Here is a 23,904-nt window from a genome sequence, read left to right as displayed (position 1 = left end):
GACTTTATGTTTTTGGCTAAGAGATTTGGCAAATTCCCAGCTCCGAATGGCTGGCCCAGCCATGGCTTTACCTACGACATTAGATGTATAAATGAGAATTGTTGCCATCACACGACCTGCTGGAAAAGGAATAAATGGTTAGAGAGTAAAAGAGCTCACTTTTTTTGCCAAATTTTTTCTGCTACTCAACTTGATATTGAGCGCGCAGTCTCAGTGAACCATGTCCGGTTTCATAAATTTTGGCTATCTCTTGTTTGGTTGCATGAATCTCCCCATAAGTTGGAAAATCTGGGCCTTTTACATGTTTCAGTAATCCCTCGATTTCAGTCTCAGGTTTGTCAATTAAGGCAAGACAAGCGTCAATAATTTCTCCTAAATTATGCGGTGGAATTGAAGTCGCCATTCCAACAGCAATTCCTTGAGAGCCATTGACTAATAAATTGGGAATACGCGTTGGTAACACCGCAGGAATTAATTCACTGCCATCATAGTTGGGCAACCAATCTACGGTTTCTTTTTCGAGGTCAGCCAACAAATCATGCGCCAAACGGGTCATACGCACTTCGGTATAACGCATCGCAGCAGGCGCATCACCATCTACCGAACCGAAGTTACCTTGACCATCAACCAATAAATAACGCAAGCTAAATGGCTGTGCCATACGCACAATGGTGTCATACACCGCCGTATCACCATGAGGGTGATATTTACCGATGACATCACCGACAACACGAGCGGATTTTTTATAGGATTTATTCCAGTCGTTACCAAGTTCGTGCATCGCAAATAACACACGACGATGAACAGGCTTTAAGCCATCACGCACATCGGGCAAAGCGCGGCCAACAATAACGCTCATGGCATAATCTAAATAGGATTGGCGTAATTCGTCTTCAATATTGACAGGGACGATTTCTGGGGCAAATTCTGTCATGCGTGTTCTCGACGGGCATAAAAAGGGAGTTTAAATAATGATTGTTAAGTATCCTTATCAAGCCGAACAATATACCATAAAAGCAGGTTTTTCGCATTTTTTAATAAAGAATCGCTTATACTGCGCGACAAATTATTGCCCTTTTGAGAGCTTTTAACATGAGTAACACGCCACTGAATGTTGACCCCAGTGAAATTGCTAAATTTGAAGCTTTAGCCGCCAAATGGTGGGATATGAATTCCGAATTTAGACCCTTACATCAAATTAATCCTTTACGTTTAAACTGGATTGATGAACGTGTGCAATTGGCAGGCAAACGCGTTTTAGATGTGGGTTGTGGTGGGGGAATTTTGGCCGAATCTATGGCTAAACGTGGTGCAGAAGTCTTGGGTATTGATATGGGTGCAGCACCTTTATCAGTAGCTACCTTACATGCTCAGCAACAACAAGTTACCAATATTAGCTATCGCCAAGTGCCTGTTGAGCAGCTCGCCGAAGAACAGCCACATAGTTTTGATGTGGTGACTTGTATGGAAATGCTCGAACACGTGCCAGACCCTGCGTCGATTATTGCCGCCTGTCAGCGATTAGTAAAACCCAATGGTCATGTGTTTTTTTCTACCATTAACCGCAATCCCAAATCGTATGTATTTGCCATTGTTGGTGCAGAATATGTATTAAGACTATTGCCCAAAGGCACACACGATTATCAAAAATTTATTCGTCCTTCGGAATTAGCGACATGGATTAGAGCCGCCAAGTTAAATCTTAAAGAAAGCATTGGCCTACATTACAACCCTATTACCAAATATTACTGGCTTGCGCCTAATGTTGATGTTAATTATATGGTTTATACCCGAGCGTAATTATGATAGAAAATCTGCAAGCTGTATTATTTGATTTAGATGGCACGTTAATTGATACTGCCCCTGATTTTGTGCGTATTGTCAACAACTTACGTGCACAACACCAATTAGCTCCACTGCCCCATGATGATATTCGCGCTGCTGTTTCCGCAGGAGCACGCGCCATGATTAAAGTGGGTTTTCCACATTACGAACTAGAATCGCCCGAATTTTTAGCCTTACGCCAACAACTCCTTGATGATTATTATGGCGATATTTGCCAAGATAGCCGTGTTTTTGAGGGTTTAGACAGTTTATTAACGCAATTTGAAAAAAAACAAATTCCGTGGGGGATTGTGACCAACAAACCTAGACATTTAAGCGAAGCCTTATTATCTGCACTAAACTTAACAGAACGTTGTGCAGTATTGGTTTGCCCTGATGATGTCAAAAACACTAAGCCTGACCCCGAACCGATGTATTTAGCGTGTCAAAAGTTGGCAGTTAAAACTGAACAAACCATCTATATAGGCGATCATCTTCGCGATATTCAAGCAGGCAAAAATGCCAACATGACCACTATTGCTGTTGGCTTTGGTTATATTGTTGAGGGTGAAAAAATTGAAGATTGGCAAGCCGACTATAGTGTTGCAACCGTTGCCGAATTAGTAGATTTATTTAAATTAGGAGAATAATTATGCTGACCATTGAAGAAATGCGTTCTTATCAAGCTACAAACGATTTATTAAAAGATAAAGTAATTTTGGTGACAGGTGCAAGTGATGGCATTGGTCGAGTGGCTGCTAAAGTTTATGCTAAGCATGGCGCAACAGTGATTTTATTAGGCCGTGACCTTAAAAAACTTGAATACGTTTACGATGAAATTGAGGCTGATGGTGGCGCACAACCTGCCATTATTCCGATGAACTTTAGCTCTGCTATTCCCACAGAATATGAGCAATTAGCCATTAATATTGAACAAGAATTTGGTCGTTTAGATGGCATTTTACACAGTGCTGGCATTTTGGGCGATTTAACACCGCTCGAAATGTATGACCCAAATACTTGGGACGAAGTGATGAAGGTAAACTTGCGCGCGCCATTTATGTTAACCCAACATTTGTTGCCGTTATTAAAACGTGCGCCCGAAGCATCGGTTATTTTTATGAGTAGCAGTGTTGGCCGCAAAGCCCGCGCTTTTTGGGGAGCGTATGCCGTTGCTAAAGCTGGCATCGAAAATTTAACTGTGTTATTTGCCGATGAATTAGCTAACACCTCTAAAGTTCGGGTTAATTGCATTAATCCTCAAGGCACTCGTACGGCAATGCGCGCCAAAGCGTATCCTGCGGAAGACCCAAGCCAAGTACCACCTGCCGAACAAATTATGCCGCTGTTTTTGTTTTTAATGGGGGCAGAAAGTGTGGGTGTTAATGGTAAATCGTTTGATGCCAGAGATAAATAAAGGTTTGATAAAAAAACCCTGCATTTGCAGGGTTTCTTTTAATACTTGGCTTACTTAGCCATATAATCAACAGCAGCTTTAATTTCCTCATCAGGACAAGCAGCACAACCACCTTTTGCAGGCATAGAATTAAAGCCTTTGATAGCATGATCATATAATGTAGCCATACCTTTAGCTTTACGTGGTGCCCAATCGGCTGTGCCATATTTAGGCGCACCCATCACCCCTGCACCATGACACCCTGCACAAACTGCGGTATAAACTTGCTCACCAGAACGAGGTTCACCACCAGCAGGAGCTGCCGCAGCAGCAACAGGTGCTTTAACCGAACATTCTTTGCCTTGTACACACACGCTACCATAAGGTTTAATGCGTTCAATCACTGCCGATTGGTCTTCTTTTGCATAAGTATTAAAAGAACAGCTTAAGCCAACTAACGCTGCTAACAAAGCTAATTTTTTCACAGAAAGCCTCACAAAAGCATAACAATTAAAATTTGCGCGCAAGTATAACCGCAAAACTCATAAGGACAAAGTATTCCCTGCAATGACATCAAAATTATTTAGCTCAAATAATCAACAACCCTTTAAGAAATAATACCTTTTAGACAATTCATTTGGTTTAAATCAATCATGAGTCATCATAAAGTTTTACACAGTCATCGTTTATTTGTTCGGATTTCAACCGTTCTATATCCATAAAACGCGTTACCTTTGGCAAAATGCGTAAGTCGTACACATCTTCGCAACAAAATGTTCAGTAAGTAATCTACGGTCAATTGCACAATTTTGCCAAGCAGTGTATATCTTAAAGTTTAATAAATAGCTAAATTCTAAAACAACGATTGAACAATAAACTTTTAATTCGTCTTTAAAATTTAAAAAGAATTATTTTTACAAGGAGTGCAAACTCATGTTATCCAGCACCGAAGCTTGGTCTCAACAAACACGACAAAATTGCTTAGATGTTTGTGCTGCTTACGAAAACCCTTTATTTGCGACTTTTGCTGAACGTGCCTTAAAAGCCTTATTAGGTGACGAATTACGGCGTTATACCCCCCACTCATTGTCTGCGTGTTTATGGGGATTTTGGCAATTTGTTGCTGATAGTCGTCAAGAAATTAACATTCGTGTCTTTAATCCGGAGCCTGTTAAAGCAGGATGGCGCTCCGAAGGAACTGTGATTGAAATTTATAGTTCCGAAATGCCTTTTTTGCTTAATTCTTTAAGAATTGCCTTACAACGTGGTGGCTACGACGTTAGCGTGCTAATGGACATTAATTTACCACTACGTCGTAATCGCTATTGTCAAATTACAGATATTCCCAAAAACACTAATGCAAATGCTGATGAATACCGTAGTTTAATTCATATTGAGTTATCCGAAGTTTTTGAAAATGACGCATTAAAAGACTTAGAAACCCATATTTATGCCTCATTAAATATGTTGCGTAGAGTGGTTGATGGCTTTCCTAGAATGCAAGGATTATTGCGTGATGCGGCACAAAAATTAATTGAAAAAATGCCTAAAGAAGGCGATGCAGCCGTCATTCGTATGGAATCCCACGCTTTTTTACAATGGTTAATTCGTGGCCATTTTACTTTTTTAGCAGTACGTCACCGTGACGAATCAGGCAAAGAAGAAATTGCAGGTATTGATCCTATCAGTACTAACTTACATATTGATTGGCTAGATGACACTTTTCCCAACACCATTAAACAAGAAAAAGAAGGTCGTTTATTTTTTGGTAAATCTTTAACTCGCTCGCCTATTCATCATGATCGTTATGCTGATGTGGTTATTGTGCCAATGCCAGATGGCAAAAGTGAATATCGTTTTTGGGGCTTATATACCAGTCGGGTTAATCAGCATGACCCAATGACCATGCCCGTCTTACGTCACAAAATTACGACAGTAGATATTTCGTCTGGATTACGCAAAATTAGCCATGATGGTCGCAACTTTGACCGTATGTTACGCACACATCCACGAGACGAACTCTTATTAGCCACAGAGGAAGATTTGCTTAATGCGTTTTTACCTATGGTAAAACAAAAATATGGTAATGAGTTGCGCTTTATTTGGCGTTTAGACCCGTGGAAACGCTTTATTTCAGTTTTTATTTATTTACCAAAACCCTTGTATAATCAAACTTTTGTTAGCCGTACAGGAGAGTTTTTACAAGCACGTTTTAATGCTACTGATGCAGTAATGACTGCTTATGTTTCAGAACATCGTTGGATTAGACTACAAGGTTTATTAGTTTTTGAAGATAAAAACCCACCACGTATTAATATTGAAGAAACCGAAAGTGTTCTCAAGCGTTTGGCTCGAACATGGGATGACGAACTGTTAAGTTTACTCATGACTAAATATCAACCAATGTTAGCCAACCAACTATTTCGTCGCTATCAAAATGTTTTTCCCGAAGGTTATAAAGAAAACTATCGGCCTCAAGATGCTTTAGTAGATGTGACTTTTTTAGAAACATTACGGCCAGAAAATCCCTTAGCTGTCGAAGTATCTCCCACAGAAGGCAGAACAGCACGTTTTAAAATTCTACAATGGCATCAACAATTGTCTTTATCAAGAGTCATGCCGATTTTGGAAAGTTTTGGCCTTAAAGTGTTACAAGAGCAAGCCTTTCCTTTATTGTTAGAAAGCAATTGTTTATGGCTACATGATTTTAGAACCGAACTACCTGATAATTTAGCACGAGAAGCCTTTGTTCAAACCTTAGCCTATGTGCGTGAAGCCATGCAAGTATTATGGCAAGGCGCAATTGAAGCAGATAATTTTAACCGTTTAGTGACAACACTCCCCTGTCGTTGGCGTGAAGCTCACATTTTTAGAGTATTATCTGCCTACCTAAAACAAACAGGTTTTCCATTGTCTGCGACTGCCCAAGTTGAAGCACTCACTCGCTATCCCAATATTGGTCGTAGTTTATTAGAATTATTCCAAACCCGATTTGACCCAAGTATTATTACAGATCGCTCAGAACGACAAGATGCAATTTTAAAGCGTATTGATTTGGCCTTAGATAAAGTCAGTTCTTTAAGCGATGATCGTGTGTTACGTGAGTTTATGGCCTTGATTATGGCCATTGTACGCACTAGCTACTACATGCCATCAGCAATTAAAAGTCAACGTATTGCCATTAAATTTGACTCCTCCCAGTTACGCAATTTACCTAACCCAAAACCTTGGCGCGAAGTCTTTGTCTATAGCCCCGATGTGATAGGTTTACATCTACGTTTTGGTCAAGTGTCTCGTGGTGGTATTCGGTGGTCAGATCGTCCCGAAGACTTTAGAACTGAAGTATTGGGCTTAGTCAAAGCACAGCAAGTCAAAAATGCGGTGATTGTCCCTGTTGGTGCAAAAGGTGCCTTTGTTGTTAGAGCCACTTATGGTGATAAATATGATATTGCCCTAAATGCCTATCAAGAATTTTTACGTGGTCTTTTAGACATTACAGATAACCGTCATAAAGATAAAATTATTTCGCCCAAAAATGTCGTTTGCCATGATGGTCAAGACACTTATTTAGTCGTTGCCGCCGATAAAGGCACTGCGACTTTTTCTGACACTGCTAATGCAGTAGCGGCTGAATATCAATTTTGGTTAGGTGATGCTTTTGCTTCTGGTGGTAGTAATGGTTATAGTCATAAAGCAATGGGGATTACTGCACGCGGCGCATTTATTTCTCTTGCGCGCTTAGCTAAAGAAGCCGATTTTGACCCATATAATGAACCATTCAGCATGGTTGGTATTGGCGATATGTCGGGTGATGTATTTGGCAATGGCTTATTATTAAGTAAACAAATCCGCTTACAAGCGGCATTTAACCATAATTATATTTTTATTGATCCCTATCCTGATCCAGAAACCAGCTATCAAGAACGTAAACGTTTATTTGCCTTACCCCAAAGTGATTGGCGTGATTATAACCGTGAATTGATGTCTGAAGGTGGTGGTATATTTTCTCGCAATGAGCGAAAAATCGTTTTAAGCGAAGAAATGAAAGATATGCTCATGGTACAAGACAATATCTTATCTGCCGATGATTTAGTGCGTGCCATCTTAAAAATGCCAGTTGATGTGTTATGGAATGGTGGAATTGGCACTTATGTCAAAGCAAGCGATGAGAATCATGCCGATGTTGGTGACCGTTTAAATGATAATGTGCGTGTTAATGCTAACCAATTACGCGCGCGTATTGTTTGCGAGGGAGGCAACTTAGGCTTTACTCAACGTGCTCGTATTGAATATCAACTCAATGGTGGCTTATCTCATACTGACTTTATTGATAACTCGGCTGGTGTAGATTGCTCTGATCATGAAGTCAATATCAAAATATTTTTACAGCGCGAACAGCAAGCACGTCGCTTGTCAGCCGACGATTACAAAAATTTATTAGCAGAATGGCGAGACGAAATTGCCCAAGCGGTACTTAATAATAACTACGCTCAAACACAATGTTTAGCGATTGCTAATCATCAATCTTTATTGAGACATCGTGAGTACTCAACATTAGCAGACTTTTTAGAAGTGAATGCAGGCTTAGATCGTCATTTAGAAGCCATTCCTGATGTACGTATTTGGGAAGCACGTATTCGCACTCAGCAACCTTTAACACGTGCCGAATTGGCAATTTTATTGGCCTACACCAAAAACTGGCTTAAAGCTGCACTTAGCACAGCAGAATTATTTAATGACAAACAGTTAATGACTGAGGCTCAGGCGTTATTTCCTGTTGCGATTCGCAAAAATTATGCTAGCACCTTACAAAAGCATCCATTAGCTGTGTCATTAGCGGCAACTCGTTTAGCCCGTTTGATGACCGAACGCTTAGGTATGGGGTCTATTCCACGCTTACTACAAAATGAGCGGAGTACGCCTTTAAAATTAGCACGTGCTTTTATGGTAGCTAGAGCTTTATTAGGTTTAGATCAAGTATGGCAACAACTTGATGATAGCAAAGACTTAACAGACAGCGTTTTACTGCCACAGTATGCTGCATTACAAAGCTATACTCGCCGCGCTTGTGGTTGGTTTTTAGCTTATGCCGAAAAACCAAGTGAACAAATTATTGCTGACTTTAGCATGTTAGCCCCCTTACTTAATGACTTGCCTAATCATCTTAACCATAAACGTTTAGAAGGTTGGCAAAATGCCAAAAATGATTTAGTCGCTAAAGGCTTTAATGCTCATTTAGCTGAGCGTTTAGCCTCTTTAGATCAAATTTTGCCTTTATTAGATATGTGTCGTTTGGCGCAAGATAAAGGAATCTCGGTAGAAAATGTTGCTTACTTTTATGAGGTTATTGAAGAAACATTGGGTTTAACTGATGTGCAACGTGCTTTGCAAAATCTAGCAGTTAATAATACATGGGAAGCGGCTGCACGAGATCAATTGCGAGCAGGTTTATTACGCGACATGGCTCAACTTACAGAAGATGCTCTAAGCAAATGGAAAAGCACTCAGGAGTCACAACAATCATGGTTAACTATGTGGTTAAGAGCTAATCAACAAATATTTATTGATTGGCATCAATTCCGCCGTCGTCTGAGCCCTAGTGATTTAGCTAGCTATGCACCTTATGTTGTCTTAACTTCGCAATTACATAAACTATTGATACAGCTAAAATAATCCGTCTTCAAGCCAGCCTAGTGCTGGCTTTTTAAGATTTATTTTTAACCACTTTATCGGTTGCAAAACCTAACTTGGCCACACGTTGCAAAATTTGTTGATAGACAGGTTCGGCTAGTTGTGGCTGTCTGGCTAAAATCCATAAATATTTGCCATCTGAGGTTGAAACAGTGGCATGACTATAATCTTCTGCCAAATCGACAATCCAATAATCCGTTTCTAACATGGGAATAAAACGCAGCCAGCTTGAGGTAATTTTAAAGCCTAATTTCGCGTTGCTGTTGTCTTTGATTTTACCTTGAATACCCATTTGAAAAATTTGGCCATTGGCTTTACGACAACTATTGATGCCCTTTACTTGATTGTTCGCTAACAAACTATAACTGGCGGTAATATCTTGCACGCAGGATTTTTGAAAGGTATTGGGAATTTTAGCGACTTCGTACCATTTACCCATATAACGGTTTAAGTCTACTTTTGATACTGTTTTAGGGGTAAATTCTGCCCATGCAGTATTGCAAAGCATGACAGCCAATAAAGCAAGATAGCGCATAGCTTACTCCTAGTGATGCTTGTATTGTTGAGGACAATACGCTCGCCCACTTTCAAAACCCCGCAAAGCAAGGTGTTTGGTTTTTCGACCTGTCATCCGTTTGCGCCATAATTTGAAACTATTGGGATTGAGTGTTTTGCGCATTAAACGAATCACCGCTGATTCGTTTAGACCATAAAGTTGTTGAATGGCTTCAAAGGGCGTTCGGTCTTCCCATGCCATTTCGATAATGCGTGATAAGTCTTGAGTTTGCATGGCATTTATTCCAATTGGGTTTGTTTTATCTTAAATAAGACGAACCAACTGGCAATAGGACAAAGTTTAATGAAAGTGGTATTTGTGTATAAGGTTGGTGAGTAATATAAAATGAGTCAAACAAAATCTAAGATAATCTACTTTAATATTTTAAAAAATCGTAGCGTGGGTTGACGTAAAAAAACCACAATTTAGCAAGATAATCAATCTGATGGGTTAAGTACCTCAACTCATCCTACCTTGCTATTTATTAATTTAATCCCAACTCCCTCACCACACCCAACGCTGCACATTTTGCCGTTGCAAAACAAGCTGTTAATAAATAACCGCCTGTGGGGGCTTCCCAATCAATCATTTCACCTGCACAAAACACCTTAGGCCGATTTTTTAGCTGCAAATCTGCCGTTAATGCCGACCACTCCACGCCGCCTGCACTACTAATCGCCTCCGCAATAGGTCGTGTTTGAGTTAAGGTAATCGGTAAGGCTTTTAACAAACTGGCCAACTGTTTGGCATCTTGCATTTGCTGCTTAGTCGTACACTCACGTAATAATGCCGCTTTTACCCCCTGAATACCTAATTGTTTACGCACAAAACTCGACCACGACAACGAAGCGGCTCGTGGCTTGCTTAACAAGGTATAAAGTTGCTCAACCGTTTTATGGGGAAATAAATCTAAATACACCGTGACTTTGCCGTTTTGATGGATAAATTCGCGTAATGGCCGCGACAAGGCATAAATCAAACTACCTTCAATGCCTGTCGCAGTAATGACAAAATCGCCTTGTTTGCGATAGGCATTACCTTGTGCATCTGTAAACGCTAAAACTGCAGATTTAATGGGTTGCCCTGCAAATTCTTGGCTAAAGCTGCTTGACCATAGGCTATCAAAACCACAATTGGCCGCTTGTAATGGCTTTACGCTAATACCTTGTGCTTGTAACACCGACTGCCATGCACCATCAGAGCCTAATTGTGGCCAACTGCCACCACCACACGCCAAAATCACCGCATCAGCAGCAATGTGTTGTACACCTTCTGGTGTAGCAAACTTTAGCTTGCTTTCGTTTGTCCACCCCAACCAACGATGACGAACACAAATTTTAATGCCAGACTCACGCAAACGATGCAACCATGCCCGCAACAACGGTGCAGCCTTCATATCGGTAGGAAACACTCGGCCAGAACTACCAACAAAACTGTCAAAACCTAAACCCTGCATCCAATCTCGTACCGCTTGATTATTAAATTGCTCAAGCATCGGCTGGAGAAATGGCTTTTCTGCACCATAACGCTGACAAAATGCGTCAAAGTCTTCGGAATGAGTGATGTTCATACCGCCTTTGCCTGCTAACAGAAACTTACGGCCAACCGAGGGCTTCGCTTCATAAATAGAGACCTGAACAGGATAGGCACGCAATATATCAGCTGCCATCAGGCCAGCCGCACCGCCACCAATAATGGCAATATGAGGAATAGAGAGATCAGACATGAGACAATAATAATCACAGGCTCTAAATAAAAGGTGATTAAAACATTTAATCAGCTAAAATATCAAACTTTAAAATATTCATTGTTTTTGTGTCATGACCTTAGATTTATCTCCGCTTCCATCACCCAAGATTCTATCCGTTGCCCCGATGATGGATTGGACAGACCGCCATTGCCGTTATTTTTTACGATTATTTAATCGTCATGTTCAACTCTATACTGAAATGGTGACAACTGGTGCTTTATTGCATGCCGATAAACACCGCTTTTTACGTTTTGCCGAACAAGAACACCCCGTTATTTTACAATTAGGTGGCGCAGATCCCACCGATTTAGCACGTTGCAGTCAATTTGCCGAAGATTATGGTTATGATGCCGTTAACTTAAATGTTGGTTGTCCATCTGACCGTGTACAAAAAAACAAGATTGGTGCTTGTTTAATGGCCGAGCCTCATTTGGTTGCTGATTGTATTAGCACCATGCAAGCAGCCGTCAAAATCCCTGTCACCATCAAACATCGTATTGGCATTGATGATTTAAATAGCTACGAAAACCTATATAAATTTGTTGAAACCGTTGCTCAAACTGGCTGCCAAACATTTATTGTTCATGCACGTATTGCCATTCTGCAGGGCTTATCTCCTAAAGAAAATCGAGAAATTCCGCCTTTACGTTATCAAGATGTTTATCAGTTAAAAAAAGATTTTCCGCATTTAGATATTCAAATCAATGGTGGTATTAGAACCGTTGATGACATTCAACAACATTGGCAACACACAGATGGAGTGATGATTGGTCGTGAGGCTTATCATAATCCCTATATTTTGGCGCAAGCTTTGAAATTTTGGGGTGAAGACACACCTACTCCCCATCAAATTTTAGAAAAATTTTTACCTTTTATGGAACAAGAGTTAGCAAATGGTGTACCTTTAATGCAAATGACCAGACATATTTTAGGGTTATTTCAAGGCATGACAGGCGCACGTAAATGGCGACAACATTTAAGCACCTATGCTCACCAAAAACATCATGGCATAGAGCTTGTCAAAGAAGCCGCTAGTTTTGTACAAAAAAGCACACAACCTGAGATTGTTTAATTAGAATCTAAACAAAATACTGCTATATTCAACCAAACTTCATGAATATTAGGGAACACCAATGAATCAATTAGAACAGTTAAAAAAATTAAGTACTATCGTTGCTGACACAGGAGATATTGCGAGCATTCAACGTCTTAAGCCTGTTGATGCCACCACAAATCCATCCTTAATTTTAAAAGCCGCCAATCAAGCCGAATATGCCCATATTATTGACGCAGGCATTAAAGAAGCTCAAAAACTTCCCACCGAACAAGCCCGCCTTCAAGCAGCAATTGAAGCAATTGGTGTCGGCTTTGGCACAGAGATTTTAAAATCGATTGATGGTGTTGTTTCGACCGAAGTGGATGCTCGTGCTTCTTTTGACACCAAAGCCACAATTGAACAAGCTCGTCGTTTGATTCAACGCTATCAACAACAAGGTATTGGCCGTGAGCGGGTCTTAGTAAAAATTGCAAGTACATGGGAAGGCATTAAAGCTGCTGAATTATTAGAGCAAGAAGGTATTCATTGTAATTTAACCTTATTGTTTAGCTTTGCTCAAGCTCAAGCCTGTGCTGAAGCAGGTGTTACCCTCATTTCGCCGTTTGTTGGCCGCATTTTAGATTGGTACAAAAAATCAACTGGTCAGGACTACACCGCCGACACTGATCCAGGTGTAGTATCGGTTAAACGTATTTATGAATATTATAAAGCCTGTGACTATAAAACCATTGTGATGGCGGCTAGCTTTAGAAATACAGGTGAAATTTTAGCATTAGCGGGTTGTGATAAATTAACCATCAGCCCTGCTCTATTAGACAGCCTATCTGCCGAAAGTTCGCCTATTTCTTGCCAACTAAACAGCCAAAACATTACACACCAAGCTTGTTTAACACGCTTAAGTGATGCTGAATTTAGATGGCAACACAACGAAGATGCAATGGCCACCGAAAAACTAGCAGAAGGGATTCGTTTGTTCGCTGCAGATATTAGATTATTAGAACAAAAAATCTTAAAGCTTTTGGGCTAAATTCTATACATTATGTGTAACTTTGTTAATAACCGCTTGATTATTAACAAAGCTATGTTTATCTTGTTCAGGATATTCTAATCATAATACAAATTAAATTTTATTAAGCTTAATCACAATGAGTAACACCAACAACCAGCTACAAAACTTACTAGAGCTAGGCTCGCGACATATGCGCCTATTAGCCTATATGGTAGCTGTTGCAATTTTTGCATCTGGTATCTATACAGGCATCTATCATCCTAAGATGACTGCAATGTTGCCAGTTGTGCTTGCTTTAGCCTTTACACAATCTTGGCTACATCGTCATTTACGAAACAGTATTCCATCACAAGCAACGGCGGTGACTTTATTGTTAGATGGTTTAATTACTGGTTTTGGTATTGCTGCTGTTCATTATGCTTTAGTCCCTATGCTCGTTTTTATCGCCATGCTTAATGCAACTGTATTAGGCTTTGGTAGTTTATTTTTATGGGTTTTTACAGGATTTTTTTGTGTATTAGGCTCATTGTTAGGTGGCTTTGCATTTGGATTAGAACCCAATGTCCACGAAAGTATTCCTATGTCTGTGAATGCCGTTGCACTTGTTGGATTAGCTGTTTATTTTGGACTTAATTCTTTTCACTCTCGTGCCCAATCTCGTGATTTAATAACTGCTAAACAAGAGCTACAAGAGCAAAAAGAAGAGTCATTCCAACTATCACGTAAGCTTATCAAATACCTCCCTCCTCAAGTTTGGGAATCGATCTTTAAAGGCAAACGTGATGCCAAACTACAAACCCAACGCAAAAAGCTAACTATTTTCTTTTCTGACATCAAAGACTTTACCGAAACATCTGACGAAATGCCGCCAGATTTACTCACCGAAATGCTTAATACTTACTTTGAGCGTATGTCAAAAATTGCCCTGCAATACGGTGGCACTATTGATAAATTTATTGGTGATGCGATTTTAATTTTTTACGGCGATCCTGTTTCTAAAGGAGCAAAAGAAGACGCATTAGCTTGTGTGTCTATGGCGGTTGAAATGCGCCGAGAAATGCAAATTTTGCGACAAAAATGGCAAAGCCAACATATTGATAAGCCTTTACATATTCGTATGGGGATTAATACAGGCTATTGTCATGTGGGTAACTTTGGTTCAGAAACTCGGATGAGTTATACCATTATTGGTCGAGATGCCAACTTAGCCGCTCGGTTACAAAGTATTGCTGCGGTTGATGAAATTCTTATTTCTCACGAAACCTATTTATTAATTCGTGACCAAATCTTGTGTAAAGAAAAAGGGGCTGTTACCTTACGTGGTATTGCCAAACCGACTCAAGTGTGGGAAGTGGTTGACTTTCATAAAGATATTAACAGCCATAGTAGTTGGATTGAACACGAGTTATCTGGTTTTACAATGCACATGGATTTAAGCAAAATTCGTAATTTTGAGAAAGAGGCCGTGCTTAAAGCACTTGAGCAAGCCGAGAAAAAATTACGCGACACAAAGATTTTGTAATTGTAGAGATAGTCCTTGTGGTTATCCTAATTAACAAACGTACACATATTCATATCATCGGACAACCACAAGGGTTGCCCCTACATTATCTATAAATATATGAACAAAAATCTGATTGCGACATTACTCTTAGGAGCTGTTTTAGGGGCTGGTGGTAATTATTATTGGCAGCAACGTCCTGTTAAAGTCAGTATTATTAAGCCGCAAATCAGCCAATTACAAAGCACTATTTTAGCAACAGGCCAAGTCAAAAATAGCTCTCACACCACACTACATAATGAAAATGCGGGATTAATTAGTAGCGTTCTTGAAGAAAGTACAGCCGTCAGCAAAGGGCAAGTGATTGCATTTGTTAATGACAAAGATGTTGCCCCCTTATTGCAACAACAACAAGCCAATGTCAAAAATGCTCAACTCAAACTCAATCGTTTACAAACCATTGAACGCCAACAAGCAGAGCTTAAAGTTGAGCAAGCCCGAATTTTGCTAAAGCAAGCTAAACGCCAATTAAGTGATACTCAAGCCTTAGCACAACAACAATTAACCTCTCAAAACAACTTAATCACGGCGCAAGAAACCTTAAGTTTACGTGAAAAAGAATTAGCTACCGCCCTTTTGCAACAACAAGCGGTTCAGGCACAAGGTTTAGACGAACAAACTGCGCTTAACCAACTGCAACAAGCCCAAGCATTATTAGCCCAAAGTCAAATTCGGCAACAACGTCAAACCATTATTAGCCCTTTTGATGGCGTTATTACTGAAAGAAAAGTGAGTGTTGGTCAATACGTCAAACAAGGTGAAGCCATTGTTGCTCTTAGCCCCAAACAAGCGGCTGAAATTATTGCTAACGTTGATGAGCGTTGGTTACCACAACTCCACCTCAAACAACAAGCTTCAGTGATTGCTGATGCCTTTCCACAACAAGCTTTTACAGCTCAAATTAGCTATATTTCCCCTACCATTGATAATAGTCGTGGAACGGTTGAAATTCGTTTACAAAACACACAATGGCCAAGCTTTTTACAAGAAGGCATGACGGTTTCTTTAGAACTATTAAGCCAAGCTGTGCAAAAAACAGTGATTATTCCAAGCAAATTGCTCCAACAAAACGATAATCAATATTGGGTTTGGTTAGCAAAAAATCAGCAAGCAGAACGTCAAAATGTGCGTATTGGTTTGCGTCATTTAGATCAAGTACAAATTATTGAGGGCTTGGATGAAAATAGCCAATTAATTGATAGCCCAACTCCCCTACAAGCCAAACAAGCAATTCAGGCGCGCTAACAAATGGTCTGGTTTGAATGGCAACTCGCCACACGCTTTCTTAAAGAAGGTAAAACCCAAACTTTGTTAATTGCCAGTGGTATTGCCTTGGGTGTCGCAGTCATTGTCTTTATTACTACGCTAGTGACAGGCTTACAACGGACAATTATTGATCGAACCTTAGGCACACAAGCGCATATTGTGTTAACCGAACCTGATAAGGAATTACTAGCTAGTGTTAAAGGTGAGCAAGTTTTTCGACAAACTCAACCTCGCCCGCAACGCATAGAACCTATTCTAAACTGGCAATTGATTGAACAAAAAATCCAAACTGACCCGAAAATTAAAGCGGTTTCGCCAGTGTTATCTGGTGCAGCCTTTGCCTTACGTGGCCAAGCTGACAAGTCAGTTGCGATATTAGGCATTCAACCCGAAGCCTATAACCGTATCATTCCACTTAAAGACTATCTTAAACAAGGCCAACTACAGCTTAATAGTAATGAGGCGATGATAGGTACACGTTTGGCGGATGATTTAGGGATACGTGTGGGTGATAATTTGAATTTATTAACCGCCAATAATCGACAAATTTCGGTGCGAATTACGGGTATTTTTGAATTTGGCATTAAAGATTTAGACAGACGTTGGGTGTATTTGTCGTTACGCTCGGCACAAAATTTACTTGATTTACAAGGTCAAATTACGGGCATTGATTTACAAGTTTATAGCTTATTTGATGCTGAAAAAATTGCTCAACAATTACAACAACAATACCCGATTAAAGCCGAAAGTTGGATGAGCAGCAACCAACAGTTAATGACAGCTCTCCGCTCCCAAACAGCTTCAACCACGCTAATTCGATTTTTTGTGTTAATTTCGGTGGCCTTTGGTATTGCCAGTGTCTTAGCAATTGCTGTGGTACAAAAACAAAAAGAAATTGGTATTTTACGGGCAATGGGTTTAAGCCAACGCTCAGTGTTGGTGGTGTTTTTAATTCAAGGTGGTTTATTAGGCTTTATTGGCTCAATTTTAGGTTCTTTGGCTGGCATGGGCTTGGTTAAAATCTTTACCCTATTCGTTAAAAGTGCAACAGGCGAACCTTTATTTCAATTGGCTCTGACTCAAGAAGTGTTTGTCACCACCATGCTTGTTGCGACGTTGACTGGTTTAATTTCTGCGGCAATGCCTGCCCTACGTGCCGCTAAACTTGACCCTGTACAGGCGATTCGTTATGGCTAACTCGGTTTTGGTGCTAGAAAAACTTAATCGTATTTATGGCGAGGGTGAAGCCCAAAATCATGTCTTAAAAGATATTTCTTTTAGTTTAAAACAAGGTGAATTTACCGCCTTAATTGGTCAATCAGGCTCAGGAAAATCGACTTTGCTGAATTTAATTGGTTTATTAGAGCAGCCTAGCTCTGGAGAGCTATATTTAACAGGTCAACAAATTAGCCAGCTTCATGAACAAGAACGTACTCGCCTGCGTAATCATGCTTTAGGTTTTGTGTTTCAATTTCACCACTTATTGTCGGCATTTACGGCGATTGAAAACGTGATGATGCCCATGAAAATTCGTGGTATTGCCGATAAACAACTGAAAGCACGCGCCCAAGAGTTATTGGCCAAAGTCGGATTAGAAAAATACGCACACCGCTACCCCACACAATTATCAGGTGGACAACAACAGCGTGTGGCAATTGTCAGAGCCTTAATGGCACAGCCTGCTTTGGTGTTAGCTGATGAACCAACAGGTAACTTAGATTCACAAACAGCAGATAGTATTTTTACTTTATTACGGCAAATCAATCAAGAAGACGGCACTGCCTTCTTGATTGTCACTCATGATGTTAATTTAGCAAACCGCTGTGATCGACAACTAGTGTTGAAGGATGGGATTTTAGAGCGTGATACTCGGTTAAAAACGGAATAACTGGCACATCATTGAATAATATGCCTGCCCCTTGTGCATGACAAGGCTGTGCCAAACGATCATAAAAAATGCCGCCTGTTAATAACAACACTTGAATAGCCACTAAACGTCGACATAAGCTTTCAACTTGAGCATCCTGCTCAATATATTGCACTGCATGTAACGCCGCAAAACCTAATGACTCCAACAAATGTATAGTCATGGCATAATGACAAGCCGTTTGTTGCTCATAGTCATGAAGCTGTTGCAACGTTTGTGCAGTCAAATCAGCAACTTGCTGATAGTTACCTTGTTTTAAGGCAGGCTTTGCCTGTTTTTGCAGTTGTTTTAACCACATCAACACTTGTTTACGTTGCGCAGCGGTTGCTATGCCTTGGTAAATTGGTGCCGTTTCAACAGGTTTAATGTCTGCCATCGACACAAAATCAGCCTCAACCACAGCAATACCACGCTCATTAAACGGGCGTGCGCTTTTATCAAAATAGCGAGCTAAGGCCAAAGTCATACGTTCAGACCAAATTAACAACCAACTCAACCACTTGGATTTTCCTTGTGTTTTTTGACCATAAAAAGCTTGTCGCTGACTATTTATGGCCATCGCTTCTACTAAATGTAATTCAAAATGACCAAGCTGTTTAGTCATGGCGCACCTCGGCTTTATCACGCCATACCAACCACGCAGGCAACGCACATAAATCAAAAATAATTGCTAAAAACATACACACAGCCGTCAAAAAGCCCATATTGGCGTTGGCACTGTAGTGAGAAAAAGCCAAAATACCAAAACCACCAATCAAAGCCACTGTTGTGGTAATCATCGCTAAACCAGAGCTAACAAAAACCTCACGAACCGCATCAACTGATGCCATACCAGCTTGTTTAAACTTTTGATAATGAGTCATAAAGTGAATGGTATCGTCAACGACAATACCAAACGATAATGTCCCTACGGCTGCTACACCAATATCAATACGACCATTAATAAAGCCCCATAAACCCAAAGCTATAGCCACAGGTAACGAGTTAACAAACAAACTAATTGTGCCTAAACGCCAAGATTTTAAAGCTACTCCTAACATTAACGAGACAATCACTATACACAAAAACGTGCCGTAAACCATGGATGGAATATTAGTCATCGCCATATTGGAGAAAATTAAATCCAAGCCAACGCCTTTGGTTTTCATTTCAGGGGTGGCATTTTTTGCTAACCAATCTTCGGCGCTTTTGTTTAATGCGAGTAATGCTTTTGAATCGGTTTCGGAAACAATCACCGTTAACATGGTTTTACGTTTATCCATGCTCACCATATTGGTCAGTTCTTGGCCTTCGGATAAAGACATTTCATGAACTAAGGCATATTGAGCAGCTAACTCGACACTATTTGGTAAAGTATAGGCTTGCGGATCATTATTGTGCATAGCACGATTTAAACGCTTCATCACATCGGTGTAGGTATAAACGTTAGACACGCCATGTTGCTGTCTATACCATGTGGCAAAAGCATCTAAACGTTGCAAATAAGCTGGCTCATAAATACCATTTTCTTTGCCTGAATCAAGGGTATACAACAAACGGTGAATGCCACCCAACTCTTCATTTAATTTGGTGTTAGAACGCTTAAACTCAAAAGTATCATCCAAATAGGTGGTAAACATTTCATTGAGTTCATTACGTGGCATACCTACGGCAATAATCGTAATGGAGACAATCGCCATCACTGCTAAAATTTGCTTTGGATATTTAATCACCCAATTTGCCCAAGCGGTCATAAACTGCTTAGCCCCATTTTGCGGTTTACCTGCTTTAATTGGCAATACCATCACCAAAGCAGGTAACAAGGCATAGACTAAAAACCAAGCAACACCAATACCAAAAACAACCAAATTACCTAGTTCACGATAGGTTGGTGACTCATGAAAATTAAGTGAGGCAAAACCAACGGCTGTGGTAATACTGGTTAAAAATACCGCTTTTCGACTTTCAGTTAAGGAAGTAAGCATCGCCTCTTTTTTGCTCAGCCCTTCTCGGTAATGCAATAAAAACCCTGTTAATACATGGACACAATCGGCAATGGCAATGGTCATAATCATCGTTGGTGCAAACATATTGACTGCGGTAATTGCGCCATCAAACCAACATTTAATACCCATGACCAACACACTGACCACACTCACTAAACTCAGTGTAATCACCGTTGCCCAAAAACTACGCAACAATAAGGTTAACGAGGCAATCATTAAGCCATAGCCGATTGGTAACAGTAAGGCCATATCTTTGAGCATGGCATCGGTAAACGACATTGATGCTTCGACTGTGCCTGTGACATGAAATTCGACTTGTGGGTACTTAGGCGCAACTTGGTCAACAATGTGATGCACATGATCAGAAATTTGTTTAATTTCGCCAACAGGATTTTCGGGCAATTGAAAGGTCATTAGCACAATTGAGCTACGGCCATTATTTGATACCAAATAGCCCTTTAACTCAGGACTATTTAAAATTGCTTGTTTGCCTTTGGCTAATTGCTCATCGGTTTTTGTGCTCGGATTATCTAAAACAGGTTCAACAACAATATTGTCGTTATCACTTTCAACACTGTTAAAGTTAGTTAAAGAGTCAACCCGACTAGCAAACGGGCTTTTCCATCCCAAATCGGTTAACTCATCAATCGCTTGCAAGGCTTGGCGGTTAAAAATATTGCCATCTTTAGCAATCACCAATACCACCATATTGTCATTTTTTGAGAAGGTATCTTCTTGCTCATTCATGGCAATTAATAAGGGATTGGTTTTATCGAAGTTAATCTTAAATGAGGTACTTAACCATAAATTTTTAAAACCAATACATGCAAGTACAATCGCTAAAAACATCACCGCTAAGGCAGATTTTGGATTGTTTATCACCAAACTGTTAAAACGAGCATTCATCTAATCAATACCTAAACTATTACTCCATCTAACTTGATGGAATATGTAAAATTTGAGGAGTTTTTTGGGAGGTTGAGTTAAAGCGCGAGAATACTTGATTTTAAAAACAGTCTATATAGGCAAACTCTAACTAGGCATCCAAAGTCAAAGAATTGTCGTTAATCTCCAAAAACTAGCCAATGAACAGCAAATCCTAATCAAAGATGCGCAAAAGTAGCAATTACGCTAAAATAGCTTCATCCCTCTCTTCATCTCCTTTCAGCAAGAGCAATTGCTAATGAGCGAAATCGTTAAAGTCGTGACTGGCGAAAAGTTACGTGGTGCCGAAAAGGTTTCCCGTATTCCAGTTAAAGTGATTCCAACCGAAACCCTACCGCGTAAACCTGACTGGATTCGTGTTCGTATTTCTAACCCCAACGAAGTTCAACGTATTAAAGGCTTATTACGCGAACAGAAATTACATACTGTTTGTGAAGAAGCCGCGTGTCCTAATCTGCCTGAATGCTTTGGCGGTGGCACAGCTACTTTTATGATTATGGGTGATATTTGTACGCGCCGCTGTCCGTTTTGTGATGTCGCACATGGCCGTCCTAATGCCTTAGATGCTGATGAACCACGTCATTTAGCCGAAACCGTGGCTAATCTCAAGTTAAAATATGTCGTAGTGACTTCGGTTGACCGTGACGATTTAAAAGATGGTGGCGCACAACATTTTGTCGATTGTATTAGCCAAACACGCTCGTTGAATCCAAATACTAAAATTGAAGTTTTAGTACCTGATTTTAGAGGCCGCATGGATATTGCCTTGCGGATTATGCGCGAGTGTCCACCCGATGTGTTTAACCACAACATCGAAACCGTGCCCAGAATTTATAAAGCGATTAGACCTGGTTCGGATTATCAACACTCTCTCACGTTGCTTAAACGCTTTAAAGAAGAATGTCCAGACGTAACCACTAAATGTGGTTTGATGGTCGGGATTGGCGAAACCAAAGAAGAAGTTTTAGCAGTATTGGACGATTTACACGCCCACAATGTTGACCTCGTAACCATTGGCCAATATTTACAGCCGTCAAAAAATCACGCACCTGTTGATCGTTTTGTCCATCCTGATGAATTTAAAGAATATGCTGATTATGGCAAAAAATTAGGCTTCACCAATATTTGGAGTGGGCCAATGGTACGTTCTTCGTATCATGCGGATAGGCAGTATGAAGGAAAGGCGTTAGGGTGATTGAGAGTAAAATGTGTGGAGGTATAAAAATACCTCCTAACATACGCCATCATCAATAACTGTGACGACCTATAATGTCGCTGCATTTTTGAGATACCATTGCATAAAAAATGATTTGACGCGATATTAAGGATAACTCTTTTGTGCATGGAAAATGCCATGAAATCGTACGCTGTATCGCTTCCATTTCCTTTTTCTTTAATGATACTCTGGAATGATTATCATACTAGCACCATACCCACTAAAATTCCTTTTGTACGAATCCAAAGACCTCCTATTAATATGCATGAGCTACCTGAAGGGACAGACTATATCGCTACTCTCATGAGTCGATACCCTTACATTTCCAAAAAAGAAAAAGCAATACTCAAACCATTTATAGCATTCTAATTATGCGCCAAGAAAAAACAACAACTCTAATGCGTCAATGGCATATTTTACGTCTGCTGCGTCATGTGCATTACATCAGTACTCAAGATATTAAAGAGTCATTATTATGCCATTACTCAATTGATGTTGATTTACGTACTATTCAACGCGACTTACAAGGTTTAGCGACTATTTTTCCATTGGAATGTAGAGACGAGAGTTCCCCCTATGGCTGGCGATGGCAAAAAGAAGCCAAACATGAATTACCAATGTCACATACTCAAGCATTAACGTTTATGATGGTGGAAACACAACTTAAAGACATATTACCTCATACAGTGCTTCAAGAGCTGCAACCTTATTTTGATGCTTCTAAAGCGATTGTAGAAGGCAAAACTCTTACTCCCATAAAAATTATAGGGGGTGCAGCTTGTTTTAATTTTCCGCTATTATTCAGATTATTTGATGTTAAAGCACGCCCATCAACAGCGGAAAAGGAGAAACAGGCGATTCAAGAGTTATTTGCTATACTCAACCAACAAGGCTTAGCTGAATGGCGTGAGGAGCTGAACAAATTTATATCTCAAAAAATATAGATAAAAATAGCATACACAACCATATTGTTTTTAGAGGTTTTTATGGCAAGCTTTGGATTTGGAGCCTTTTTGGGATTGATGATGTTGGCTTTATTAGCCATTATATCTTGGATTCAAGTTTTTAGTTTTTTACATCAAGCTGGGTTGGATTTTATTAATATGCTTATTCTTTGCGGAATAGCTTTTGCAGGCTATAAATATCTATCTACAAAAAGGAACAGCAAGAAAAACATCAATCAACAACAAGCTTTGGATGTTATTACAACGTCTAAAAATGCTCAAGTAGTAGTCAATACAGCCGTTGAACTCCCTGTGACAAACAAGCCTCAAAAATACGATGATTATTCAGACTCAAGTTTTTGGGATAAACTAAAGAACTTCGCAAAGGCAGCAGGAAAAGAAGTGATAGAAAAGGCTCTTTTTTTGTATTATGCTGCTCAAGAAAATGATACTCCTGTATGGGCAAAAACAGTAATTTATAGTGCATTAGCTTATTTTATTTCACCTATAGATGCGATTCCTGATATTACGCCTGTTGTTGGCTATTCAGATGACTTAGGTGCATTGGTAGGAGCATTGGCAACAGTGTCTATGTATGTTACAGAAGATGTAAAAAATAAAGCTAGACAAAAACTATCTAATTGGTTTGATAAGTAATCATCACAAGGATTCTATGTATGTCTTTTTTTGAAAAAGCAAAACAAGCCGCACAAACGGCATTAGAGAATACCACTAAAGCAGCCAAAGAAGCCGCTGAAAATGCACCGAGCAAAGCTC

Annotated in this window: 19 protein-coding genes and 1 pseudogene; 13 read left to right on the top strand and 7 right to left on the bottom strand. The window is 39.9% G+C overall.

All coding sequences use genetic code 11. The features are described 5' to 3' along the window. Positions 1-184: 184 nt before the first annotated feature. Positions 185-934, bottom strand: a pseudogene (locus Q0212_RS09355) (DNA gyrase subunit A); the annotation flags it as partial. A 158-nt stretch (positions 935-1,092) separates the two neighbouring features. Between Q0212_RS09355 and ubiG the strand changes: the two are divergent. From ubiG to Q0212_RS09340, 3 genes are read left to right on the top strand one after another with little or no spacing between them, the layout of a single operon-like run. Then, on the top strand, positions 1,093-1,800 hold the full coding sequence (gene ubiG, locus Q0212_RS09350) for a bifunctional 2-polyprenyl-6-hydroxyphenol methylase/3-demethylubiquinol 3-O-methyltransferase UbiG (protein WP_297924785.1): 708 nt from the start codon (positions 1,093-1,095) through the stop codon (positions 1,798-1,800). Between the two features lie 2 nt (positions 1,801-1,802). Beyond that, positions 1,803-2,474 carry an HAD-IA family hydrolase gene (locus tag Q0212_RS09345; protein ID WP_297924784.1) on the top strand — a complete coding sequence of 224 codons (672 nt, stop codon included), beginning with the start codon at positions 1,803-1,805 and terminating at the stop codon, positions 2,472-2,474. A gap of 20 nt (positions 2,475-2,494) precedes the next feature. Next, positions 2,495-3,241: a YciK family oxidoreductase gene (locus Q0212_RS09340; protein ID WP_297924787.1), complete on the top strand. Its 747-nt coding sequence runs from the start codon at positions 2,495-2,497 to the stop codon at positions 3,239-3,241. Positions 3,242-3,291: 50 nt separating this feature from the next. On the opposite strand, the gene Q0212_RS09335 is transcribed toward Q0212_RS09340, so the two are convergent. Then, positions 3,292-3,705, bottom strand: a complete 414-nt coding sequence (locus Q0212_RS09335; protein ID WP_297924783.1) for a c-type cytochrome — start codon at positions 3,703-3,705, stop codon at positions 3,292-3,294. 448 nt (positions 3,706-4,153) lie between these two features. Between Q0212_RS09335 and Q0212_RS09330 the strand changes: the two genes are divergently transcribed. Further along, positions 4,154-8,893, top strand: a complete 4,740-nt coding sequence (locus Q0212_RS09330) for an NAD-glutamate dehydrogenase domain-containing protein (RefSeq protein WP_297924782.1) — start codon at positions 4,154-4,156, stop codon at positions 8,891-8,893. A 31-nt stretch (positions 8,894-8,924) separates the two neighbouring features. Here Q0212_RS09330 and Q0212_RS09325 read toward each other — a convergent pair whose 3' ends face one another. The 3 genes from Q0212_RS09325 to Q0212_RS09315 form a co-directional block, all read right to left on the bottom strand. Next, positions 8,925-9,446 carry a lipocalin family protein gene (locus tag Q0212_RS09325; RefSeq protein ID WP_297924781.1) on the bottom strand — a complete coding sequence of 174 codons (522 nt, stop codon included), beginning with the start codon at positions 9,444-9,446 and terminating at the stop codon, positions 8,925-8,927. Between the two features lie 9 nt (positions 9,447-9,455). Continuing rightward, entirely contained in the window at positions 9,456-9,701 is a 246-nt protein-coding gene (locus tag Q0212_RS09320) for a TIGR03643 family protein (RefSeq protein WP_297924779.1), read from the bottom strand. A 250-nt stretch (positions 9,702-9,951) separates the two neighbouring features. After that, positions 9,952-11,193, bottom strand: a complete 1,242-nt coding sequence (locus tag Q0212_RS09315; protein WP_297924778.1) for a TIGR03862 family flavoprotein — start codon at positions 11,191-11,193, stop codon at positions 9,952-9,954. A gap of 94 nt (positions 11,194-11,287) precedes the next feature. On the opposite strand from Q0212_RS09315, the gene dusA reads away from it, so the two are divergent. The 6 genes from dusA to Q0212_RS09285 all read left to right on the top strand — a co-directional run bounded on the left by dusA (position 11,288) and on the right by Q0212_RS09285 (position 17,998). Continuing rightward, a complete protein-coding gene (gene dusA, locus Q0212_RS09310; protein WP_297924777.1) occupies positions 11,288-12,289 on the top strand; it encodes a tRNA dihydrouridine(20/20a) synthase DusA in 1,002 nt (333 codons plus the stop codon). A 61-nt stretch (positions 12,290-12,350) separates the two neighbouring features. Beyond that, positions 12,351-13,301, top strand: coding sequence for a transaldolase (gene tal, locus Q0212_RS09305; RefSeq protein ID WP_297924776.1), 951 nt, complete (start codon positions 12,351-12,353; stop codon positions 13,299-13,301). Between the two features lie 172 nt (positions 13,302-13,473). Next, positions 13,474-14,805, top strand: a complete 1,332-nt coding sequence (locus Q0212_RS09300) for an adenylate/guanylate cyclase domain-containing protein (protein ID WP_297924774.1) — start codon at positions 13,474-13,476, stop codon at positions 14,803-14,805. Between the two features lie 99 nt (positions 14,806-14,904). After that, positions 14,905-16,089 (top strand): efflux RND transporter periplasmic adaptor subunit, encoded by a 1,185-nt coding sequence (locus Q0212_RS09295; RefSeq protein ID WP_297924773.1) that lies wholly within the window; start codon positions 14,905-14,907, stop codon positions 16,087-16,089. Between the two features lie 3 nt (positions 16,090-16,092). After that, positions 16,093-17,307 (top strand): ABC transporter permease, encoded by a 1,215-nt coding sequence (locus tag Q0212_RS09290; RefSeq protein ID WP_297924772.1) that lies wholly within the window; start codon positions 16,093-16,095, stop codon positions 17,305-17,307. After that, a complete protein-coding gene (locus Q0212_RS09285; RefSeq protein ID WP_297924771.1) occupies positions 17,300-17,998 on the top strand; it encodes an ABC transporter ATP-binding protein in 699 nt (232 codons plus the stop codon). The genes Q0212_RS09290 and Q0212_RS09285 overlap by 8 nt, the downstream gene beginning before the upstream one ends. Here the strand turns inward: Q0212_RS09285 and Q0212_RS09280 are convergent. Then, complete coding sequence (locus Q0212_RS09280; RefSeq protein WP_297924770.1) at positions 17,916-18,641, bottom strand: hypothetical protein; 726 nt, start codon at positions 18,639-18,641, stop codon at positions 17,916-17,918. The genes Q0212_RS09285 and Q0212_RS09280 overlap by 83 nt on opposite strands. Next, positions 18,634-20,928, bottom strand: a complete 2,295-nt coding sequence (locus Q0212_RS09275; RefSeq protein WP_297924768.1) for an MMPL family transporter — start codon at positions 20,926-20,928, stop codon at positions 18,634-18,636. Before Q0212_RS09275 ends, Q0212_RS09280 begins: the two co-directional genes overlap by 8 nt. Before the next feature lie 277 nt (positions 20,929-21,205). Between Q0212_RS09275 and lipA the strand changes: the two genes are divergently transcribed. The 3 genes from lipA (at position 21,206) to Q0212_RS09260 (ending at position 23,784) form a co-directional block, all read left to right on the top strand. Beyond that, entirely contained in the window at positions 21,206-22,162 is a 957-nt protein-coding gene (gene lipA, locus Q0212_RS09270) for a lipoyl synthase (protein WP_297924767.1), read from the top strand. Positions 22,163-22,554: 392 nt separating this feature from the next. Then, positions 22,555-23,127 carry a hypothetical protein gene (locus Q0212_RS09265; protein ID WP_297924766.1) on the top strand — a complete coding sequence of 191 codons (573 nt, stop codon included), beginning with the start codon at positions 22,555-22,557 and terminating at the stop codon, positions 23,125-23,127. Between the two features lie 42 nt (positions 23,128-23,169). After that, on the top strand, positions 23,170-23,784 hold the full coding sequence (locus Q0212_RS09260) for a YkvA family protein (RefSeq protein WP_297924765.1): 615 nt from the start codon (positions 23,170-23,172) through the stop codon (positions 23,782-23,784). Positions 23,785-23,904 lie beyond the last annotated feature (120 nt).

Origin of the sequence: uncultured Agitococcus sp., from assembly GCF_937920075.1 — a bacterium.
In the GTDB taxonomy this organism is placed as follows: domain Bacteria; phylum Pseudomonadota; class Gammaproteobacteria; order Pseudomonadales; family Moraxellaceae; genus Agitococcus.
This window is presented reverse-complemented; position numbering and strand designations above follow the sequence as displayed.